Source organism: Pseudomonas sp. 05L36 (assembly GCF_056398125.1).
Genome location: NZ_JBFTOU010000003.1, coordinates 71,121 through 87,833, shown reverse-complemented (window position 1 = coordinate 87,833; position 16,713 = coordinate 71,121). Strand labels below are relative to the sequence as shown.

Genomic DNA, 16,713 nt, shown 5'->3' with positions numbered 1-16,713 from the left:
AACCCTGTGGGAGCGAGCTTGCTCGCGATGGCGGTCTTGCATTCAACATCTCTGTTGGCTGGCATGGCCTCATCGCGAGCAAGCTCGCTCCCACAGTTTTGGCAGGTGTCAGGCCACTGGAATCATTGGCAGGTCGAGGATCTGACCACCGCTGAAGCGTGCGGATGAACCGCTGATGGATTCATGCGGCACGCCTTTGGCCACGTCACTGACGCCGTCCAGTCGTGCCAGTTGCTCAGCACTCAACTGCACATTCAGCGCGCCCAACGTGGCGTCCAGCTGTTCACGAGTCCGGGAACCGAGGATCGGAATCAGCGCCGTGGTCGAGCGTTTGGCCTGTTCCCGCAGCCAGGCAATGGCCACATGGGTGGGGCTGGCGTCCAGTTCTGTGGCAACGCTTATCAAGGTGTCGAGCAGGGCAGTTTCACGGGCGCTTTTTTCGGCATGAATCAGTACGCCGAGCTTGTTCGCGCGGTTGTCGCCTGCGCTGTTGCGATATTTACCGGTCAGGAAGCCGCCACCCAGCGGCGACCACAGGGTCGCGGCCAGGCCCAGGGCTTCGGCCATCGGCAGTTGTTCGCGCTCAGCGGTGCGTTCGGCGAGGCTGTACTCGACCTGGATCGCGGCAATCGGCGCAAAACCGCGTACCTCGGCCAGCAGGTCGGCGCGGGCGATGCGCCACGCAGGGAAGTTCGACAGCCCGGCGTAATGAATCTTGCCGGCACTGACCAGGTCGTCGAAGCCGCGCAGGATCTCCTCCATGGGCGTGACGCCGTCGCTCATGTGGGCCCAGATCAGGTCGATGTGATCGGTTTTCAGGCGTTTCAGGCTTTCTTCGACGGCGCGCACCATGTTCTTGCGACTGTTGCCAGTGTGGGAAACGCCGGCTGCGGGTGTAGTCCCGAGGGTGTATTTGGTGGCGATGACCAGGCTATCCCGTTCTGCGGCGATGAATTCGCTGAGCATGGCCTCGGACTGCCCGCCCTGATAGCCATTGGCGGTATCGATGAAGTTGCCGCCGGCCTCCCGATAACCCTCAAAAATGCGCCTGGCTTCGTCACGCTCGGCGCCATGGCCCCAACCGGTACCGAAATTACCGGCGCCCAGCGCCAGTTCGGAAACACGCAAGCCGGTTTTACGACCGAAGACTTTGAAATGCATGGGATGACTCCAGAGGATGGCGACAGGATTTAATAGATTGTTTGCGACATCTATAAAATATGATGCTGGCAATCTAGTGCGTCAAGGTGCTTTTCTTTCCTGCACAAAACCGCCGATCACCGGTCGCGTTTTCAATGCACAATGGCATACTGCCGCCCATGACTATCGATTCCCCCTTAAGCGCCTGGCAGCACGCCATCGAACAAAAGGGCTTCGTCCAGGACGAGGCCCAGGAATATGCCGTGTGGGCGCTGCAAAAATGCCACGAAGCGCTGCATGAAGGCCGTTCGCCCATTTCCGGCGTGTACCTGTGGGGGCCGGTGGGGCGGGGCAAGACCTGGTTGATGGACCAGTTCTACCAAAGTCTGCGAGTACCGGCGCGGCGCCAGCACTTTCACCACTTCATGGGCTGGGTGCACCAGCGCTCGTTTCAACTGACCGGCACCGCCGATCCGCTCAAGGCGTTGGCTCGTGAACTGGCCGAAGAAGTGCGCGTTCTGTGTTTCGACGAGTTGTTCGTCAACGACATCGGCGACGCGATCATTCTCGGGCGCCTGTTCCAGGTGATGTTCGAACAGGGCGTGGTGGTGGTCTGCACTTCCAATCTGCCGCCGGACCAGTTGTACGCCGACGGATTCAATCGCGACCGCTTCATGCCCGCCATCGCGGCGATCAAGCAGCACATGCAGGTAATTGCAGTGGATGGCGGGGAAGACCATCGCCTGCATCCGGGGGCCGGTTCGCAACGCTACTGGGTGGCCGAGGCCGGTCAGCCCGGTGCGCTGGATGAAGTGTTCCAGATGTTGAGCGTCGGCCAGTCAGTATCGAGCGACTCGATCCAGGTCGGTTACCGTTCCCTTGAGGTGCTCAAGGCCAGCCCGACTGTGCTCTGGACCCGGTACGCCGCGTTGTGCGAACAACCCTTCGCGGCCATGGATTTCATCGCCCTGTGCGATACCTACGGCGCTATTCTGTTGAGTGAGGTGCCCAACCTCAGCGCGCAGAAACGCGCCGGGCGCATTGCTCGCGGCACCGAGGACGGTGTCGAGCGGGTGGACGCGGGGGATCGCGAGTTGCCGCAGTTATCGGTGCATGACGACGGTGTGCGACGCTTCATTGCCCTGGTCGACGAGTGCTACGACCGCAAGGTGCCGCTGTACCTTGAAGCGCAGGTGCCAATGGCATCGCTTTACACTGAGGGTTATCTGGAATTCCCGTTCCGCCGCACCCTCAGTCGATTGCAGGAAATGCAACTGCAACGGTTTGCCGAAGTTTGATAAGGATTTGATCGGGAACAGCGAACATGAATCAGCCCCTGTCACACCATTTGCTGACCATGGCCTATCAGAACGCCTGGGCCAATCACCGACTGGCCAAGGCCTGGCGTCAGTTGAGCCCGCAGGAACTGAGCGCACCCCGGGTTAGTTTCTTCCCCTCGATCCGCGCCACGCTCAATCACATCCTCACCTGTGACTGGTTCTATGTGGACGCCCTGGAGCGGGAACTGCGCGGCGACGATCCGCATCCCGATTGCCGGGTGTTTTTCAAGGAAGACGAGCCCTGCCTCATGGCGACGGACCTCGTTGGCGAACAGGCCCACGTCGACCGCCGGCTGATCGCCTACTGCGAGCAGATGCGCGATGCCGACCTCGGCAAAATCGTGACCATCGCCCGCGACACCCCGCAACACGACAGTCGCTTGCGCTTGCTGTCCCATCTGTTTGAACACCAGATCCATCACCGCGGCCAGGTTCACGCCATGCTCAGCGGCACCTCGGTCCAGCCACCGCAACTCGACGAGTTTTTCTGTGCCGGTGAGTCGCACTTGCGGGCCGAGGATTTTGCCGGGCTGGGATGGACGGAAGCCTTGATCTGGGGCGCTTGAGCGCCAAAGAATTCCACGGTTGCGATTGTCGGTAACACGGTGCTCGCGCTATCGTGCAGCGGGCACTTCAGCGTGAAATACATGCTGGGGGCTACTTCATGTGTGATCGAGGATGGAAATGGACTCCGCAGAAATTCTTGTGCTTCAGGCCAGTTACACCAATCCGGTGCATGCCGAGGCTATTTGTCTGGTGTTGAACCACTACGCCGAGGACCCGATGGGCGGCGGCCAGCCGTTGCCAGCCCATGTACTGGCGCAACTCCCGGCAGAGCTCGCCAGGCGTTCCCACGCCTTCAGTGTGCTGGCCTTTGTCGGTGGCGAGCCGGCCGGACTGGTCAATTGCTTCGAGGGGTTTTCCACCTTTGCCTGCCGGCCGCTGGTCAATGTGCACGATGTGGCGGTGGTGAAAAAATTTCGCGGCCTGGGCTTGAGCCAGAAGATGCTGCAAAAAGTCGAGGACATCGCCCGTCAGCGTGGCTGCTGCAAGCTCACCCTGGAAGTGCTGGAAGGCAACGCTGTGGCCCAGGGGGCCTATGAAAAAGCCGGTTTCGCCCCCGGCATGTTCGACCCGACCCATGGACGGATGCTGTTCTGGATCAAGAGCCTCTGATTCAACAGGCAAAAAAAGGGCGTCCATCAGGACGCCCGACAGTCTTCTGTGACCCTGGAGTCAGAAGTCCATGGATCATTTCGGTCTGTAGGTTTCAGTCATTTGTGCGGTTTGATCGTCCGGAACCCGCAGCTCAGTGCTTTGGATGGGGTGGCCCAAGGCTTGTTGCTGGGCCAGTCGCAGGCTTTCATAGTAATAGCGCATGCGTTCGGCTCCGCCTTCGGCAAAAGCGCTGGATGCGCCCAAGGCCATCAGGCCGGCGAGGATCAATGCGGTGCGTTTCATGGTTTGCCTCCCACTACAGATGTCGGATGCCTTTCGTCCATGAATCAATGAAGCAGTGTCGAAATGGCATTATCCGCCGAATCCGTTCAATGGGAATCAACTTCACCAACGACCTTCATGGCTAACGCGGGAAGCCTGCTCGGAGAAGGTCGCGAGCCGGTGCGGAAGCAGTGCAGACTGCTCCCGCTAGAAAGGAGGGGGGTCAGGCGAGTGGGGCGCGTTGCGTGACAGCCAGGGGCTGCACCTGATTGGCTTGCAGCAGCAGTCGCAACTGCGCCAGCTCCTGTTTCAATTGATCGCGTTCGTCCTTCAACTGGCGCAACTCATCACGACGGATTGTGACGTAAAGGGTTTGTGCTGGCAGTGCGGTGTGTACTGTGCCCATTGCTCACCTCGCAAATGGCGTGTCTCAACTGTAGAACCGCCTCGAAAATCAACGGCTGATCTACTATCGGCGCCAATTTTGATTTCTTTTGCCCCCGAAGGGAACTTTTTTATTTTTCATGGTCGTTGTGTCTTCGGTTTGATTCCCGACGTTATCCATCAGGATCGGGCACAATGCCCGGAAACTTCACGCCAACGCTCTGGACTAACCTCATGAGTCGCGTTGGGCTATAACCTTTGACACACTTTTATTTGTAGTAGGGAGCATCAGCACATGCAACTCGGGATTATTGGACTGGGCCGCATGGGCGGCAATATTGCGCGGCGCCTGATGCTCAACGGGCACACCACCGTTGTTTACGATCGCAATACCGCCTTTGTCGAAGCCCTGGCCACAGAAGGCTCCACGGGCGTCACCGATCTGCCGGCGCTGGTCGCTGGCCTGGCCAGGCCGCGTGCGGTCTGGGTCATGCTGCCGGCCGGCGCGCCGACCGAAGAAACCATCGACACCCTGAGCACCTTGCTCGAAGCCGGCGACACCATCATCGACGGCGGTAACACCTTCTATAAGGACGATATCCGCCGGGCGAAAACCCTGTCGGAAAAAGGCCTGCATTACATCGACGTCGGTACCTCCGGCGGCGTATGGGGCCTGGAGCGCGGTTACTGCATGATGATCGGCGGCGATGCCGAGACCGTTAAGCGCCTCGACCCGCTGTTCGCAACCCTGGCCCCGGGCCTGGGCGACATCCCGCGCACCAGGGACCGCAAGTCTGACGACGATCGTGCCGAGCGTGGCTATATTCACGCCGGTCCCGCTGGCGCCGGGCATTTCGTGAAGATGATCCACAATGGCATCGAGTACGGAATGATGCAGGCCTTCGCCGAAGGCTTCGACATCCTCAAGACCAAAAACAGCGAGAGCCTGCCGCAAGACCAGCGTTTTGACCTGAACGTCGCCGACATTGCCGAAGTCTGGCGGCGTGGCAGCGTGGTGTCCTCGTGGCTGCTCGATCTGACCGCCGACGCCCTGGCCAGCGATCCGAAACTCGACGGTTTCTCCGGGTCCGTGGCCGACAGCGGTGAAGGTCAATGGACCATCGAAGCCGCCATGGAGCAAGCGGTACCGGTGCCGGTGCTGTCGAACTCGCTGTTCTCCCGCTACCGTTCCCGTGGTCAAGGCACCTTTGGCGACAAGATTCTCTCGGCCCAGCGCTTCGGCTTCGGCGGCCACGTGGAGACCTCGAAAAAATGACCCATGTGATCCGCAGGAAATCCAAGGCTGAGCCCGCACCACCGACGACGCTGTTTCTGTTTGGCGCCCACGGTGACCTGGTCAAGCGTCTGTTGGTGCCGGCGCTGTATAACCTCAAGCGCAACGGGCTACTCGGGGATGGACTGCGGATCATCGGCGTTGATCACAACGCCATCAGCGATGAAGGCTTTGCGCAAAAGCTCGAAGAATTCATTCGAAACGAGATGGCTGGCAAGGGTGACCACACCCTTGATCCAGCGGTCTGGTCCAAACTTGCCAAAGGCATCAGCTACGTCCAGGGCGATTTCCTGGACGACAGCACTTATCAAGCGCTGGCGGCGAAAATCGCCGACAGCGGAACCGGCAATGCGGTGTTCTACCTGGCCACCGCACCGCGTTTCTTCAGTGAAGTGGCACGCCGCCTCGGTACCGCCGGCTTGCTGGAGGAGACCCCCGAGGCGTTCAGAAGGGTCGTGATCGAAAAGCCCTTTGGCTCTGACCTGCAAACGGCCGAGGCTTTGAACACCTGCCTGCTCAAGGTGATGACGGAAAAGCAGATCTACCGGATCGATCATTACCTGGGCAAGGAAACCGTGCAGAACATTCTGGTCAGCCGTTTTTCCAACAGCCTGTTCGAAGCGTTCTGGAACAATCACTACATCGATCACGTGCAGATCACCGCCGCCGAAACTGTCGGCGTGGAAACCCGTGGCAGTTTTTATGAGCACACCGGCGCCCTGCGGGACATGGTGCCCAATCACCTGTTCCAGCTGCTGGCGATGGTGGCGATGGAACCACCCGCCGCGTTTGGCGCCGATGCGGTGCGCGGCGAGAAAGCCAAGGTCGTCGGCGCGATCAGGCCCTGGACGGTGGAGGAGGCCCGCGCCAACTCGGTGCGCGGTCAATACACTGCAGGTGAGATCGACGGCAAGGCACTGCCAGGCTATCGCCAGGAAGACAAGGTCGCACCCGACAGCAATACCGAAACCTATGTGGCCCTCAAGGTCATGATCGACAACTGGCGCTGGGTCGGCGTGCCGTTCTATCTGCGTACCGGTAAACGCATGAGCGTGCGTGACACCGAGATCGTCATCTGTTTCAAACCGGCGCCCTATGCGCAGTTCCGCGATACCGAGGTCGACGAGTTGCAGCCGACCTATTTGCGCATTCAGATCCAGCCCAACGAAGGCATGTGGTTCGACCTGTTGGCCAAGCGTCCCGGTCAGGCCCTGAAGATGGACAACATCGAGCTGGGGTTTGCCTACAAGGACTTCTTCGAGATGCAGCCGTCCACCGGCTACGAAACCCTGATCTACGATTGCCTGACCGGCGACCAGACACTGTTCCAGCGCGCCGACAACATCGAGAACGGCTGGCGCGCGGTGCAACCGTTCCTGGATGCCTGGCAGCAGGATTCCAGCGTGCAGGGCTATGCCGCCGGGGAAAACGGTCCCAAGGCCGGCGAAGAATTGCTGACTCGCGAGGGCCGCGTCTGGCACCGCCTCGGATGAAGGAATCCTCCCTCTGTAACAACGCAAAAACCTTGTGGGCGAGCCTTTGTGGCGAGGGGGCAAGCCCCCTCGCCACAAAGGCTCGCGGTGTCAGAGCCAGTAGCTCACTGCATACCATCCGAGCAAGCCCATCACCACGGTGTACGGCAACGCCATCCAGACCATCCGCCCGTAAGACAGGCGTACCAGCGGTGCGATCGCCGAAGTCAGCAAGAACAGAAACGCCGCCTGACCGTTGGGCGTCGCCACGCTAGGCAGGTTGGTGCCGGTATTGATCGCAATGGCCAGCGTCTCGAAATGCTCACGGGTCATCTCACCCGCCATGAATGCGCGCTTCACTTCGGTGATGTAAATGGTTGCCACGAACACGTTGTCGCTGATGGCGGACAGCAGGCCATTGGCAATGAACAGCATGCCCGGTTGTTGGTCCGCCGGCAGCGCCAGCACCCAGTGGATCAGCGGGGCGAACAGTTGCTGATCGTGAATCACCGCGACCACGGCGAAAAACACCACCAACAATGCGGTAAATGGCATGGCGTCCTTGAATGCTGTGCCCAGGCGGTGTTCGTCGGTGATACCGGTAAAGGCGGTGATCAACACGATCACCATCAAACCGATCAAACCCACTTCGGCGATGTGAAACGCCAGCCCGGCAATCAGAATCAATGCGGCAACGCCTTGTACCAGCAGCGCTGCACGTTGGCGTGTGGTGCGCTCGGCATTGTCTTCGGCGGCGTAGTTAGCCAGTACCGCGCGGACGTTATCCGGCAGCAGCGTGCCGTATCCGAACCAGCGCAGCTTTTCCAGCAGAACGCACGTCACCAGTCCGGCAACCAGTACCGGCAGGGATACCGGCGCAACCCGGGTAAAGAAGTCGGAGAAGTGCCAGCCCATTTCATGGCCGATCAGCAGGTTCTGCGGCTCACCGACCAGCGTGCAGACACCGCCCAATGCGGTGCCCACGGCACCGTGCATCAGCAGGCTGCGCAGAAAGGCGCGGAACTGTTCGAGATCACCCTGATGGAGGGTGGGCAGATGTTTGTCGTCGCTGAACTCGCTGTCCAGACGCGGATCGTTACCCGAGGCGACGCGGTGATACACCGAGTAAAAGCCTACGGCGGCACTGATGATCACGGCAGTCACGGTCAAGGCATCGAGGAACGCCGACAGAAACGCCGACAGAAAGCAGAACATCAGGGCCAGCAGGGCCTTGGAACGAACCCCCAACAGCAGGCGCGAGAACAGGTACAGCAACAAGTCCTTCATGAAATAGATACCGGCCACCATGAACATCAGCAGCAGGATCACCGGGAAATTGTGCAACAACTCGTCGTACAGCGCTTGTGGCGTGGTCATCTTCAGCAGCAGGGCTTCAATCAATAACAGGCCGCCGGGCATCAGCGGATAACACTTGAGCGCCATGGCCAGGGTAAAGATGAACTCCAGCACCAGCAGCCAGCCGGCCGCCACCGGGCCTGCGGTCCACAGCACCAGGGCATTGAGAATCAGAAAGCCGACGATGCAGGCCTTATACCAACGGGGCGAGTTCCCGAGAAAGTTGTGCGCGAACGCCTGGGCCATTGAACCGGACATCGGCTGCTCCTTGTTTTAAGAAGCGCGCAAGTTGCCGTAAGCGGGCGAGAAGATCAAGCGCAGGAAAAACCCATCGGTTTAGCCTAGAAAGCGCGCGACGACTGCCTTGTAACTGCCCTGCAGCGAATAGCCGCCAGCCACGATGTTTCCATTGGCCTGCACCGTGACACAGGTGGCGGTATCCGGGCCGGGGCCCAGGCGAGTACGCGTATAGCCACAGCCTTTGCCAAAGCGGCGATCGGGATGGCCGTTGGGCAGGTATCGCCCGACAATGAAGTCTGCTTCAACGCCGCCGATGGTTGCACCCGCCGCCAGCACACAGCCATCGGGCTGTAACTGCGCGGCGATCCACTGGCATCCGCTGTGACCGATTTGCAGCCGCTGTGGTTGTCCGCCGTTGCAATGATTGTCGGGTCGGCCATTGCTGTGCATTTTAAATGTCAGGCAGTGCATCGGCTCGCAACTGCTGCCAAAACACAGGATGTCACCTTCGTTTTGCTGGACCACCTGACTGACCCGGGAGCCATGCCCTTGCGCTTTGAAGGTCATGAATCCATCCACGGCAAAACGGTCGTCGAGGCGGCCGTCAGCGTGATAGCGTGCCAGCAAGCCTTCTTCAGGAAAGTTGATCGATCCACCGACCAGAATTCGGCCATCACGTTGTACCGTCAGGTTGCTGAGCCAGGTATTCATCAGCAGGTGCCTGACCACCACGAAGCCGCTACCGTTGAACGAGCAGTCCAGCGAGCCTTCGACATCCAGTCGTATCAACAGGCCGACGTGATCGGCCAGTTCGTAGTGATGGTTGGCCAGGATCAGGATCCGGCCATCTTGTTGTACGTCCACATCGCAGGCTTCCGCGCCCGGCACACCGGGCGGCAGCCATGCATCACGAATGCCCAGGGACAGACCGCCAGGCAATCGCACGACGCAGCGGCCATTATCGCCAAAGCTCTGAACCAGGCGACCCTGCTGATCCAGCAAGACGAGGGCCGGGAGCGTGCGGTGCGTGTTTTCGTAGTGCAGCCCGGCCAACAGGATATTGCCGTCGGGCATGACCAGAACCTTGGCGCCCATGGCTTCGAAGCCCGGTTCGAATTGGCCGATGACACTACCTTGCTTGCCGAACGCGAGGTCTGCGCAACCGTCCTCCAGCAAGCGGGCCAGACCAAAGCGGCTGCCATCGGCCATGGCGACTTTTGCGGCTACCAGCAAGCGGCCCTGCGCATCGATCGCAATGTCATTGGCGAGGCTGGAAAGGCTGTCGACGAAATACACCTGGGTTTTGCCGTTGGCGGCAAACGTCGTATCGAGGGTCCCTGGGGTGTGCCGGGTGGCGGAGAAGGCAAAAGCGGACTGGATTGACATGCGCCGCATCTCCTTGCGAGTCGTCTTGATCCAGAAGTTTGGGTGGCGACTATGTAGGGAGAATATTCAATCCCTGAATGATGAGATGCGCAATGGTGAGAACTCACAGACGGAGAGTCGTTGTGTGCCACAACAGTGTCTTTTCGAACCAATGACAAGCCTGCAAAGTACCGGGTGCGCAAAAGTTCGAATTTGTGCGGGAAATGAGTGCGGATCGGTGAAAACGATCAACCATAACTAATGGCAGGGGGGAGGGTGCGGACTACCCCGGAGTAATCCGCAAAACGATTAGTGCGGCATCGACCACGATTGCAGTGTGTAACCTTCCTCGCTCAGTTCGGCGCGGGCCTGTTCCAGCAGACGTTCAAGTTGTTGAGGGTCGGAGTAGGCACTGCTTGGGATCTGCTTGCGGCCAATGCTGGTGCTGGTGCGGTCGATAACGGTCAGGCTGAGTTCGCCATTACCGTCTTGTGGGGCCCAGGCCACGCATTTGAATGGTTTGAATGCGCGGTCGGCAATCAGCAGTGCTTCGTTGATACGGAGCGGGGCGTTCATAGGGTCTTCTCTCTGTATGCCCAATCAAGTGATGTGCCGTCGGTTGGGCTTACCGTTCGGCTGGTTACTTGTACTGATGCCCGCAACCGGGGGTTGGGTCACACACAATCAAAAGAAATTTCCACTTTATTTCATAGGCTCAAGAATGAGGCTGGCATTGAAAGCGCAATGAAAGGAAAGAGTCGTTAGGTAACTAACATAATCGCAACTTATAACCGGTTTTACAGCGTCCCTATAATCAAACAGTACAAGGCTCTGTCAAATTCTTGCTAATGTTACAGTTAGGTCTGCCAAATGACTGTTTTTAATAAAATTTCTTAATTTTAGCGCCAAGGAACAGTCATGAGCGATGCGCCTGCTTTACGACGTTTATTAGTGGTGGACCCCTGTGACGATTGCTATCGTCTGCTCCCTGGATTGCGCGCTATCGGTTGGGACGTTGATAGCTGCATGCTGGCGAACGCCACTGACCGAACCTGTGACGTGGGCTTGTTACGCTTGCAGCCCTCTCACCTTGAGCACCCGGAAGCCGTCAAGGAATTGATCAGCCGCAGTGGCACCGAATGGATAGCCGTACTCAATCAGGAAGTGCTGCGCCTGCAAAATGTCGGCGACTTTGTGTGTGAATGGTTTTTTGACTTTCATACCTTGCCATTCGATGTGTCCCGGGTTCAGGTAACGCTGGGCCGGGCGTTTGGCATGGCGCGATTGCGCGGGCAGGGCACGGTCTATGTTGACCAGCCCGAGCACGAATTGCTGGGTGACAGCAAACCTATCCGTGAACTGCGAAAACTGTTGAACAAACTGGCTCCGACAGAATCTCCGGTGTTGATTCGGGGTGAAAGCGGCACTGGCAAGGAACTGGTCGCACGCACCCTGCATCGTCTGTCCCAGCGTCACAGCAAACCCTTTATCGCAATCAATTGTGGCGCGATTCCCGAACACTTGATCCAGTCCGAGCTGTTTGGCCATGAGAAAGGCGCATTTACCGGCGCGCACCAACGCAAGGTCGGACGGATAGAAGCCGCCAACGGTGGCACTCTGTTTCTCGACGAGATCGGTGACCTGCCACTGGAGTTGCAGGCCAACCTGTTGCGGTTCCTCCAGGAGAAACACATCGAGCGGGTGGGCGGCAGTCAGCCGATTCCGGTGGATGTGCGGGTTCTGGCGGCAACGAATGTCGACCTTGAAGCCGCCATCGAGAAGAAACGCTTTCGCGAAGACTTGTATTACCGCTTGAACGTACTGCAAGTGGCGACCGTTCCACTGCGCGAGCGCCATGGCGACCTGGCGGCGCTGGCCAACCACTTCTCCCATTTCTACAGCCATGAAACCGGGCGCCGCCCACGCAGTTTCAGCGAAGACGCATTGATTGCCATGGGCAAACACGACTGGCCAGGCAATGTTCGCGAACTGGCCAATCGCGTTCGTCGCGGGCTGGTATTGGCCGAAGGCCGGCAGATCGAGGCCCGTGATCTGGGGTTGATCAGTCAGCATACAATCGCCGCGCCGATGGGCACCCTCGAAGAATACAAGAGCCGGGCCGAACGCCAGGCATTGTGCGATGTATTGAACCGCCACAGCGATAACCTGAGTGTCGCCGCCAAAGTATTGGGTGTGTCGCGTCCAACCTTCTACCGGTTGTTGCACAAGCACCAGATTCGCTGAACCGCAGCCGGAAACCAAAAAAACCGTTGAGATTGCAGCGGTTTTTTTATTCGGGTCAGAAGTAGTAAGGAAGTTTCAGGCTGAACTGAAAGTCCGGGGCATCGTCTGTCATGCCGATGGACAGGTTGGGTACGATAGTCAGGTTGTCGGTGGCCGCAATGGTCATGCCGATGTTGAAGTAACCGGCGTTGGCATCGCTGGAGACCACCGATTGCCAATCCCCGCCATCTTCCTTGAGCTTGCTTTTGCGTTGCACCAGGTCAGAGGCCGAGAACGACATACTCATCTTTTCGTTCAAGGCGAACGCAATACCGGCGCCAATCTGGAAGCTGTCGCCAATGCGTACTTTGCCCGGTGTCTTGACCGCCGGGTTGGAACTGATGTCGCCGAAAGACTCTTCCAGGTTGTGCGTGTAGGACAGGCTGCCGAACAGCACTGCCGGATCGAACGTCTTGACCAGAGAGATCCCCGGTGTAATCGCCCAGACGCCATTACCGGTAGGCAAGGATTCAGGCACGGCCAGGTTGGAATTATCGTCCACCCGAATCAGCTTGATGCCGAACGGATCTTTGCCGGTCGGCGCCTTGACGCGCAAGGTGACCACGGCATCCGGGGTGTTGACCGACTCGTCGAGGAATTTGTAGGCGATACCGAAGTTGACGTCACCTATGGTCGGGTCTTCCTTGACGGTATCTTCAGTCGTGACGTTGGCGGCGCCGTTATTGCCGCCACCGGACTGGTAGGTGGATTGACGGTAGACCACCGGCACGTTCAGGTCGAACTGCCAGCGATTGTTGAAGTTGTAGCGACCGGTGAGGTCAAGCGTCCAGGTGTCGGCCTTGATCCGGTCCAGGTTGATGGCGCCCAGAAAGATCGAGTCCAGGGCGAGAAAGCCATTGAGGATCAGTTGGCGGGTATCGTATCGGGAGTAGGTAATTCCGGTTTCGAAGCTGAACTTGCCACCACCGAAGAACCCGCTGGCCTCGTCATACAGGTTTGAAACGCTTTGCGCCGGTTGTGAGTCATCGGCCAACGATTGTCCATACGAGCTGCCGCTGCCCCCGGCGGCACCCCCTGAAGCGGCCGCCGCACCGGTGCCGGTGGCGACGTTTGGATTGCCTTTCATGTCTGCTGGCGACTTGGCCAGGCGTTTAGGGGGAGGAGATGCGGGCTGGTCCTCAACCTGGCGGATTCGTTGTTCCAGTACCGCCAGGGCTTTTTGCTGGACTTCGTATCGTTGTTTCAACTCCAGAAGCTCTTGTTTGAGTGCCTCCATTTCCGGGTCAGGTGCTGCCTGCACCATCGCCGCCGGGAGTAGAGCACTCAAGCATACAACTGCACGCAGTGATACTGATCGGTACATGAAATAAGCCGTCCATTTGTGCCCAATGGTCCAGACTTAGCGTAGTTCAATAGCCCAAGGTCCGTAATGCAGCGAGTTGGTTCAGGTTGAAGTCCAATACACCTGCACTGGGGCCATTATTCTTGAGCACTACGTTGAGTTGAGTCATGTTGTTGACCACATTGCTGCTGCCCAGCAACCGGGTGTTTTGCAGCAACCCGCCTTGGGCGACCTGTTGCAGGCTTGAGCCCTGGTTGTTGTTGGCGGTAATGGCCACCTGAACACCGCCGCTCGTCGCGGAAACGGCGACACTGCCTGCGGCATTGCTGCCGGTAATGGTTTGACCGGCTATCAGCGCCTGGCCCTGGCTCGGCACCAGTGCAGGGGCCGTGCTGGCCTCTTTGACGTTGATGGCAATGTTGTTGTTTGAACTGTTGCCATCGCCTGCGGCCCGTGTGACCTGGGTTATGCCCCGGGAAGTGCTCAGGGCAGCGCCCCCCGTCACGTTACCGCTGCCCGACCTGGACGTACCGCCATGACCGGATTGCTTGATGGTTGAAACATAGAACTCGGGTTTGACCGTTGCGGCTTGAAGTTGCATCGAGGTGGAGGCCCCGATCAGATCACCACTGTCATTGCGCCAGGTACTGCTCATGACAACACCGAAGCTGATGATCCGCCCCGGCATCACATACCGGCCACGCAACTCGGCCAGTTCCTGGTCCTTGATCTCGATGGGTCTGAACTCATCAGCAAAACCTGAAGTGTTCGCTGCCAGACAGGCAGCGACCACCCAATACGAGGTTTTCATTTGCTGCTCCCGGAGCATCCTGCCCCCTATCATCTTATTGGCGATTAAAAGAAGTCGCTCTGTATGAAACCAAAATCCATCAGTTCAGCATCTTTGACCGGGTTGAAGTTATCCATCTTGTTCTTGGCTGTCAGTGGTTCCGGTGGACTGCGTAACGCATTGGTTTTGTCGTAACCGGGACCGACGATAGCGAAGATGATGCCATTCCAGCCTTTGACAAAGTCATCATGGGAATAGCGTTTGTGTCCGAGTACCGGGTCGCCGATATAGACCCAGTGCTTGTCCGCCCTCTGCAACACAACAAAGTGCTTGTAGCCGCGAATTTCCATCAGTACCACCACCGGAATCGTCACTGCATCGAGTCTTTCAGGCGGGATCTTGTAGCCCCGGGCGCGCATGCCGATGCGCTCTATGTAGCGCTTCATGTCCAGCATGGAAAAACCCTGGGTACGCACAAGGTCCTGGTCTGCGGTGACCAGCATGCCTTTGATGATGTGCTCCTCATCGACGTCAAGCCAATAGGCCTGGCGCAGTATCGTTGCCAGCGCGGCGGCACCGCAGCTGAAATCGGTTTTCTGTTCGACGATGTCGCTGAACTTGCGCTCACGCAAACTCTGTACGTGCTTGTATACCAGCACGCCACCCGGCAGGGCGGCCACCGGCATCTGTGCGGCCTGGGTCAGGCCAGACAGGCAGAGCAGGGCGAAAAGGACAGTCTTACGCATGATCGATACGCCTTGGGGCTGTAGAAAAGCCCCGTCGCCGGGGCTTTCATTGCTATTGCGATTACTGGCAAAGTTTGCAGCCTGCGGCGATGGACAGCGAGTTGCTTTGCTGGTTGCCTACGCCGGACGATACGTTCGCTCCGCCGTTGCCGGAGAAGTTGTTCATCGAGCCCGTTATCGAAGCATTGTTGGTTACAGGGGGTTTCCAGCTATCTGGAGTCATCACTTGTTGGGTGGTTACGCCAGCCAGACCGAATACACCCACGGGTACGACATCAGTCGTGGGATTGCCGTTGTTGGTGACCTTCATCCCGGACGTGCTTTGGTTGGCCGCTGCCGCCGCCAGTGCTACACGGCCGCCCGAAACGGCAATTGCCAGGTTGTTTTTCTGTTGGTTGAAGGCGCCAGTGGTCACGTTGATGCCGATGTTGCCGGAACCGCTGTTGCCGGCGTTATTGAGCGTTGTGTTGTTGGTGTTGGAGCGGTTCCTGGCGGTGTTGCCGTTGCTCCTCTGTGTCGCGCTGGAGACGGCGACGGCGGTGCCGAAAATAAAGCTTTCGTCAGCAGTGGCAAGGGCGGCGGCGTTGTCTTGTTGGTTGCCGTCACCGGCTGCAACGTTGGCACCCATGTTGCCGTTGGAGTTGTTCAGGGAGTTATCGGCTTTAGCGTCGTTTTGGGTGCCCTGGTTCGATACGGAGTTGTGACTGCTGACCTGCGAGTCCAGCACGGCGGCCCCGGCGCCTGCTGTAATCTGCAGAAACTGTTCCAGAGTCGGGCCTTCAGGCTGAAGGTTGTTGCCTTGCCCAGTGCCCTGACCGTTGCCTTGACCATCAGCAAGAGAGCCTGCTTGTGCGGCGAATGCCATCACTGCTGCCAGAGCAAAAGCCAGAGGTTTGAGAGCAGTTGTCGGGTTCATGGTGTTTCTCCGTGCTCATTAGTTGGTCAAGTGTTGGTACGTCCCTAATCGCACTGTATTGGGGTCAGTCAGAGACCCGGATGCTCAGGGTGTTAGCCATTCGGTTCCCCACCCCGGCACTCTGGTTCACCTGGATCACTCCCCGGCTGCCGGTGAAGGCCTGGTCGCTTGTCACGACCTGGCGACTGCCGTTTGGGGTGCCAGTTGCTCCCGTGCTCGGTAACAACGCCACGTTCTGTTGAGAAAGGGCACTATCGTCGATGGCTTGTGGGGCAGCGCTGATGCTGATGCGCATGGCGTTGGCCATCTGGTTGTTCGCCCCGGCGCCCTGGTTGACACCCAGTACGCCGTTGCCATTACTGAAAGAGGTGCCGCCGATATTGGCTGTCGCGTCAAGCGATGGATTGGCCTGCGTGGTGATTTTTTGCCTGACGCTGGTGGTCGCACCGGCTTGGGTACCAATGGCGATTGCGCGGACGTTGGCCTGCTGCTGTTGATCACCGGCCGCCTGGTTGACGTTGAAGTTGCCTCGGTATTGAGTACCGGAATCCTGGATGGAGGCGGTGTTAACCGAACTGACGCCCGAATCGGCCATTACACTGGTGCCGCCGAGCAGGGCAAGTAACAGGAGGGATCGACTCATC

The 16,713-nt window shown here is 58.6% G+C and carries 17 protein-coding genes; 6 read left to right on the top strand and 11 right to left on the bottom strand.

Going from position 1 to position 16,713, the window contains the following annotated elements; genetic code table 11:
* Positions 1-108 precede the first annotated feature (108 nt).
* Complete coding sequence (locus AC1DKH_RS04110) at positions 109-1,161, bottom strand: aldo/keto reductase (protein ID WP_477797499.1); 1,053 nt, start codon at positions 1,159-1,161, stop codon at positions 109-111.
* 158 nt (positions 1,162-1,319) lie between these two features.
* Here AC1DKH_RS04110 and zapE point away from each other — a divergent pair, with 158 nt between their 5' ends.
* The 3 genes from zapE (at position 1,320) to AC1DKH_RS04095 (ending at position 3,656) form a co-directional block, all read left to right on the top strand.
* Complete coding sequence (zapE, locus tag AC1DKH_RS04105; RefSeq protein ID WP_477797498.1) at positions 1,320-2,438, top strand: cell division protein ZapE; 1,119 nt, start codon at positions 1,320-1,322, stop codon at positions 2,436-2,438.
* A 26-nt stretch (positions 2,439-2,464) separates the two neighbouring features.
* The gene (locus AC1DKH_RS04100; RefSeq protein ID WP_477753784.1) at positions 2,465-3,046 is read left to right on the top strand and encodes a DinB family protein; all 582 of its coding nucleotides are present in this window, start codon (positions 2,465-2,467) and stop codon (positions 3,044-3,046) included.
* Positions 3,047-3,164: 118 nt separating this feature from the next.
* Complete coding sequence (locus tag AC1DKH_RS04095) at positions 3,165-3,656, top strand: GNAT family N-acetyltransferase (protein WP_477797497.1); 492 nt, start codon at positions 3,165-3,167, stop codon at positions 3,654-3,656.
* 75 nt (positions 3,657-3,731) lie between these two features.
* On the opposite strand, the gene AC1DKH_RS04090 is transcribed toward AC1DKH_RS04095, so the two are convergent.
* The gene (locus tag AC1DKH_RS04090) at positions 3,732-3,941 is read right to left on the bottom strand and encodes a hypothetical protein (RefSeq protein ID WP_007994798.1); all 210 of its coding nucleotides are present in this window, start codon (positions 3,939-3,941) and stop codon (positions 3,732-3,734) included.
* 202 nt (positions 3,942-4,143) lie between these two features.
* Positions 4,144-4,326 carry a DUF6026 family protein gene (locus AC1DKH_RS04085; protein ID WP_108217489.1) on the bottom strand — a complete coding sequence of 61 codons (183 nt, stop codon included), beginning with the start codon at positions 4,324-4,326 and terminating at the stop codon, positions 4,144-4,146.
* 273 nt (positions 4,327-4,599) lie between these two features.
* Between AC1DKH_RS04085 and gnd the strand changes: the two genes are divergently transcribed.
* Both gnd and zwf read left to right on the top strand, forming a co-directional pair.
* Entirely contained in the window at positions 4,600-5,580 is a 981-nt protein-coding gene (gene gnd / locus AC1DKH_RS04080; protein ID WP_477797496.1) for a phosphogluconate dehydrogenase (NAD(+)-dependent, decarboxylating), read from the top strand.
* Complete coding sequence (zwf, locus tag AC1DKH_RS04075) at positions 5,577-7,091, top strand: glucose-6-phosphate dehydrogenase (protein WP_477797495.1); 1,515 nt, start codon at positions 5,577-5,579, stop codon at positions 7,089-7,091. Before gnd ends, zwf begins: the two co-directional genes overlap by 4 nt.
* A 90-nt stretch (positions 7,092-7,181) precedes the next feature.
* Here zwf and nhaB read toward each other — a convergent pair whose 3' ends face one another.
* The 3 genes from nhaB to AC1DKH_RS04060 form a co-directional block, all read right to left on the bottom strand.
* Positions 7,182-8,684, bottom strand: a complete 1,503-nt coding sequence (nhaB, locus tag AC1DKH_RS04070; RefSeq protein WP_477797494.1) for a sodium/proton antiporter NhaB — start codon at positions 8,682-8,684, stop codon at positions 7,182-7,184.
* 78 nt (positions 8,685-8,762) lie between these two features.
* Positions 8,763-10,052, bottom strand: coding sequence for an NHL repeat-containing protein (locus AC1DKH_RS04065; protein ID WP_477797493.1), 1,290 nt, complete (start codon positions 10,050-10,052; stop codon positions 8,763-8,765).
* Positions 10,053-10,340: 288 nt separating this feature from the next.
* Positions 10,341-10,607: a hypothetical protein gene (locus tag AC1DKH_RS04060; RefSeq protein ID WP_477753790.1), complete on the bottom strand. Its 267-nt coding sequence runs from the start codon at positions 10,605-10,607 to the stop codon at positions 10,341-10,343.
* A 342-nt stretch (positions 10,608-10,949) separates the two neighbouring features.
* Here AC1DKH_RS04060 and AC1DKH_RS04055 point away from each other — a divergent pair, with 342 nt between their 5' ends.
* Positions 10,950-12,275, top strand: coding sequence for a sigma-54 dependent transcriptional regulator (locus tag AC1DKH_RS04055; protein WP_477797492.1), 1,326 nt, complete (start codon positions 10,950-10,952; stop codon positions 12,273-12,275).
* A 55-nt stretch (positions 12,276-12,330) separates the two neighbouring features.
* Here the strand turns inward: AC1DKH_RS04055 and AC1DKH_RS04050 are convergent, their stop codons facing one another.
* The 5 genes from AC1DKH_RS04050 to AC1DKH_RS04030 all read right to left on the bottom strand — a co-directional run bounded on the left by AC1DKH_RS04050 (position 12,331) and on the right by AC1DKH_RS04030 (position 16,712).
* The gene (locus tag AC1DKH_RS04050) at positions 12,331-13,638 is read right to left on the bottom strand and encodes a hypothetical protein (RefSeq protein WP_477797491.1); all 1,308 of its coding nucleotides are present in this window, start codon (positions 13,636-13,638) and stop codon (positions 12,331-12,333) included.
* 46 nt (positions 13,639-13,684) lie between these two features.
* The gene (locus AC1DKH_RS04045) at positions 13,685-14,446 is read right to left on the bottom strand and encodes a hypothetical protein (RefSeq protein ID WP_477797490.1); all 762 of its coding nucleotides are present in this window, start codon (positions 14,444-14,446) and stop codon (positions 13,685-13,687) included.
* A gap of 26 nt (positions 14,447-14,472) precedes the next feature.
* On the bottom strand, positions 14,473-15,153 hold the full coding sequence (locus AC1DKH_RS04040; RefSeq protein ID WP_477761982.1) for a C39 family peptidase: 681 nt from the start codon (positions 15,151-15,153) through the stop codon (positions 14,473-14,475).
* Between the two features lie 61 nt (positions 15,154-15,214).
* On the bottom strand, positions 15,215-16,069 hold the full coding sequence (locus tag AC1DKH_RS04035; protein ID WP_477797489.1) for a heme utilization protein: 855 nt from the start codon (positions 16,067-16,069) through the stop codon (positions 15,215-15,217).
* Between the two features lie 64 nt (positions 16,070-16,133).
* A complete protein-coding gene (locus AC1DKH_RS04030; protein WP_477797488.1) occupies positions 16,134-16,712 on the bottom strand; it encodes an adhesin in 579 nt (192 codons plus the stop codon).
* Position 16,713: the final 1 nt, after the last annotated feature.

Excerpts from the sequence above, each read along its gene's own strand:
- AC1DKH_RS04110 (WP_477797499.1), bottom strand. The coding sequence starts at position 1,161 with ATGCATTTCAAAGTCTTCGGTCGTAAAACCGGCTTGCGTGTTTCCGAA.
- zapE (WP_477797498.1), top strand. The coding sequence starts at position 1,320 with ATGACTATCGATTCCCCCTTAAGCGCCTGGCAGCACGCCATCGAACAA.
- AC1DKH_RS04100 (WP_477753784.1), top strand. The coding sequence starts at position 2,465 with ATGAATCAGCCCCTGTCACACCATTTGCTGACCATGGCCTATCAGAAC.
- AC1DKH_RS04095 (WP_477797497.1), top strand. The coding sequence starts at position 3,165 with ATGGACTCCGCAGAAATTCTTGTGCTTCAGGCCAGTTACACCAATCCG.
- AC1DKH_RS04090 (WP_007994798.1), bottom strand. The coding sequence starts at position 3,941 with ATGAAACGCACCGCATTGATCCTCGCCGGCCTGATGGCCTTGGGCGCA.
- AC1DKH_RS04085 (WP_108217489.1), bottom strand. The coding sequence starts at position 4,326 with ATGGGCACAGTACACACCGCACTGCCAGCACAAACCCTTTACGTCACA.
- gnd (WP_477797496.1), top strand. The coding sequence starts at position 4,600 with ATGCAACTCGGGATTATTGGACTGGGCCGCATGGGCGGCAATATTGCG.
- zwf (WP_477797495.1), top strand. The coding sequence starts at position 5,577 with ATGACCCATGTGATCCGCAGGAAATCCAAGGCTGAGCCCGCACCACCG.
- nhaB (WP_477797494.1), bottom strand. The coding sequence starts at position 8,684 with ATGTCCGGTTCAATGGCCCAGGCGTTCGCGCACAACTTTCTCGGGAAC.
- AC1DKH_RS04065 (WP_477797493.1), bottom strand. The coding sequence starts at position 10,052 with ATGTCAATCCAGTCCGCTTTTGCCTTCTCCGCCACCCGGCACACCCCA.
- AC1DKH_RS04060 (WP_477753790.1), bottom strand. The coding sequence starts at position 10,607 with ATGAACGCCCCGCTCCGTATCAACGAAGCACTGCTGATTGCCGACCGC.
- AC1DKH_RS04055 (WP_477797492.1), top strand. The coding sequence starts at position 10,950 with ATGAGCGATGCGCCTGCTTTACGACGTTTATTAGTGGTGGACCCCTGT.
- AC1DKH_RS04050 (WP_477797491.1), bottom strand. The coding sequence starts at position 13,638 with ATGTACCGATCAGTATCACTGCGTGCAGTTGTATGCTTGAGTGCTCTA.
- AC1DKH_RS04045 (WP_477797490.1), bottom strand. The coding sequence starts at position 14,446 with ATGCTCCGGGAGCAGCAAATGAAAACCTCGTATTGGGTGGTCGCTGCC.
- AC1DKH_RS04040 (WP_477761982.1), bottom strand. The coding sequence starts at position 15,153 with ATGCGTAAGACTGTCCTTTTCGCCCTGCTCTGCCTGTCTGGCCTGACC.
- AC1DKH_RS04035 (WP_477797489.1), bottom strand. The coding sequence starts at position 16,069 with ATGAACCCGACAACTGCTCTCAAACCTCTGGCTTTTGCTCTGGCAGCA.
- AC1DKH_RS04030 (WP_477797488.1), bottom strand. The coding sequence starts at position 16,712 with ATGAGTCGATCCCTCCTGTTACTTGCCCTGCTCGGCGGCACCAGTGTA.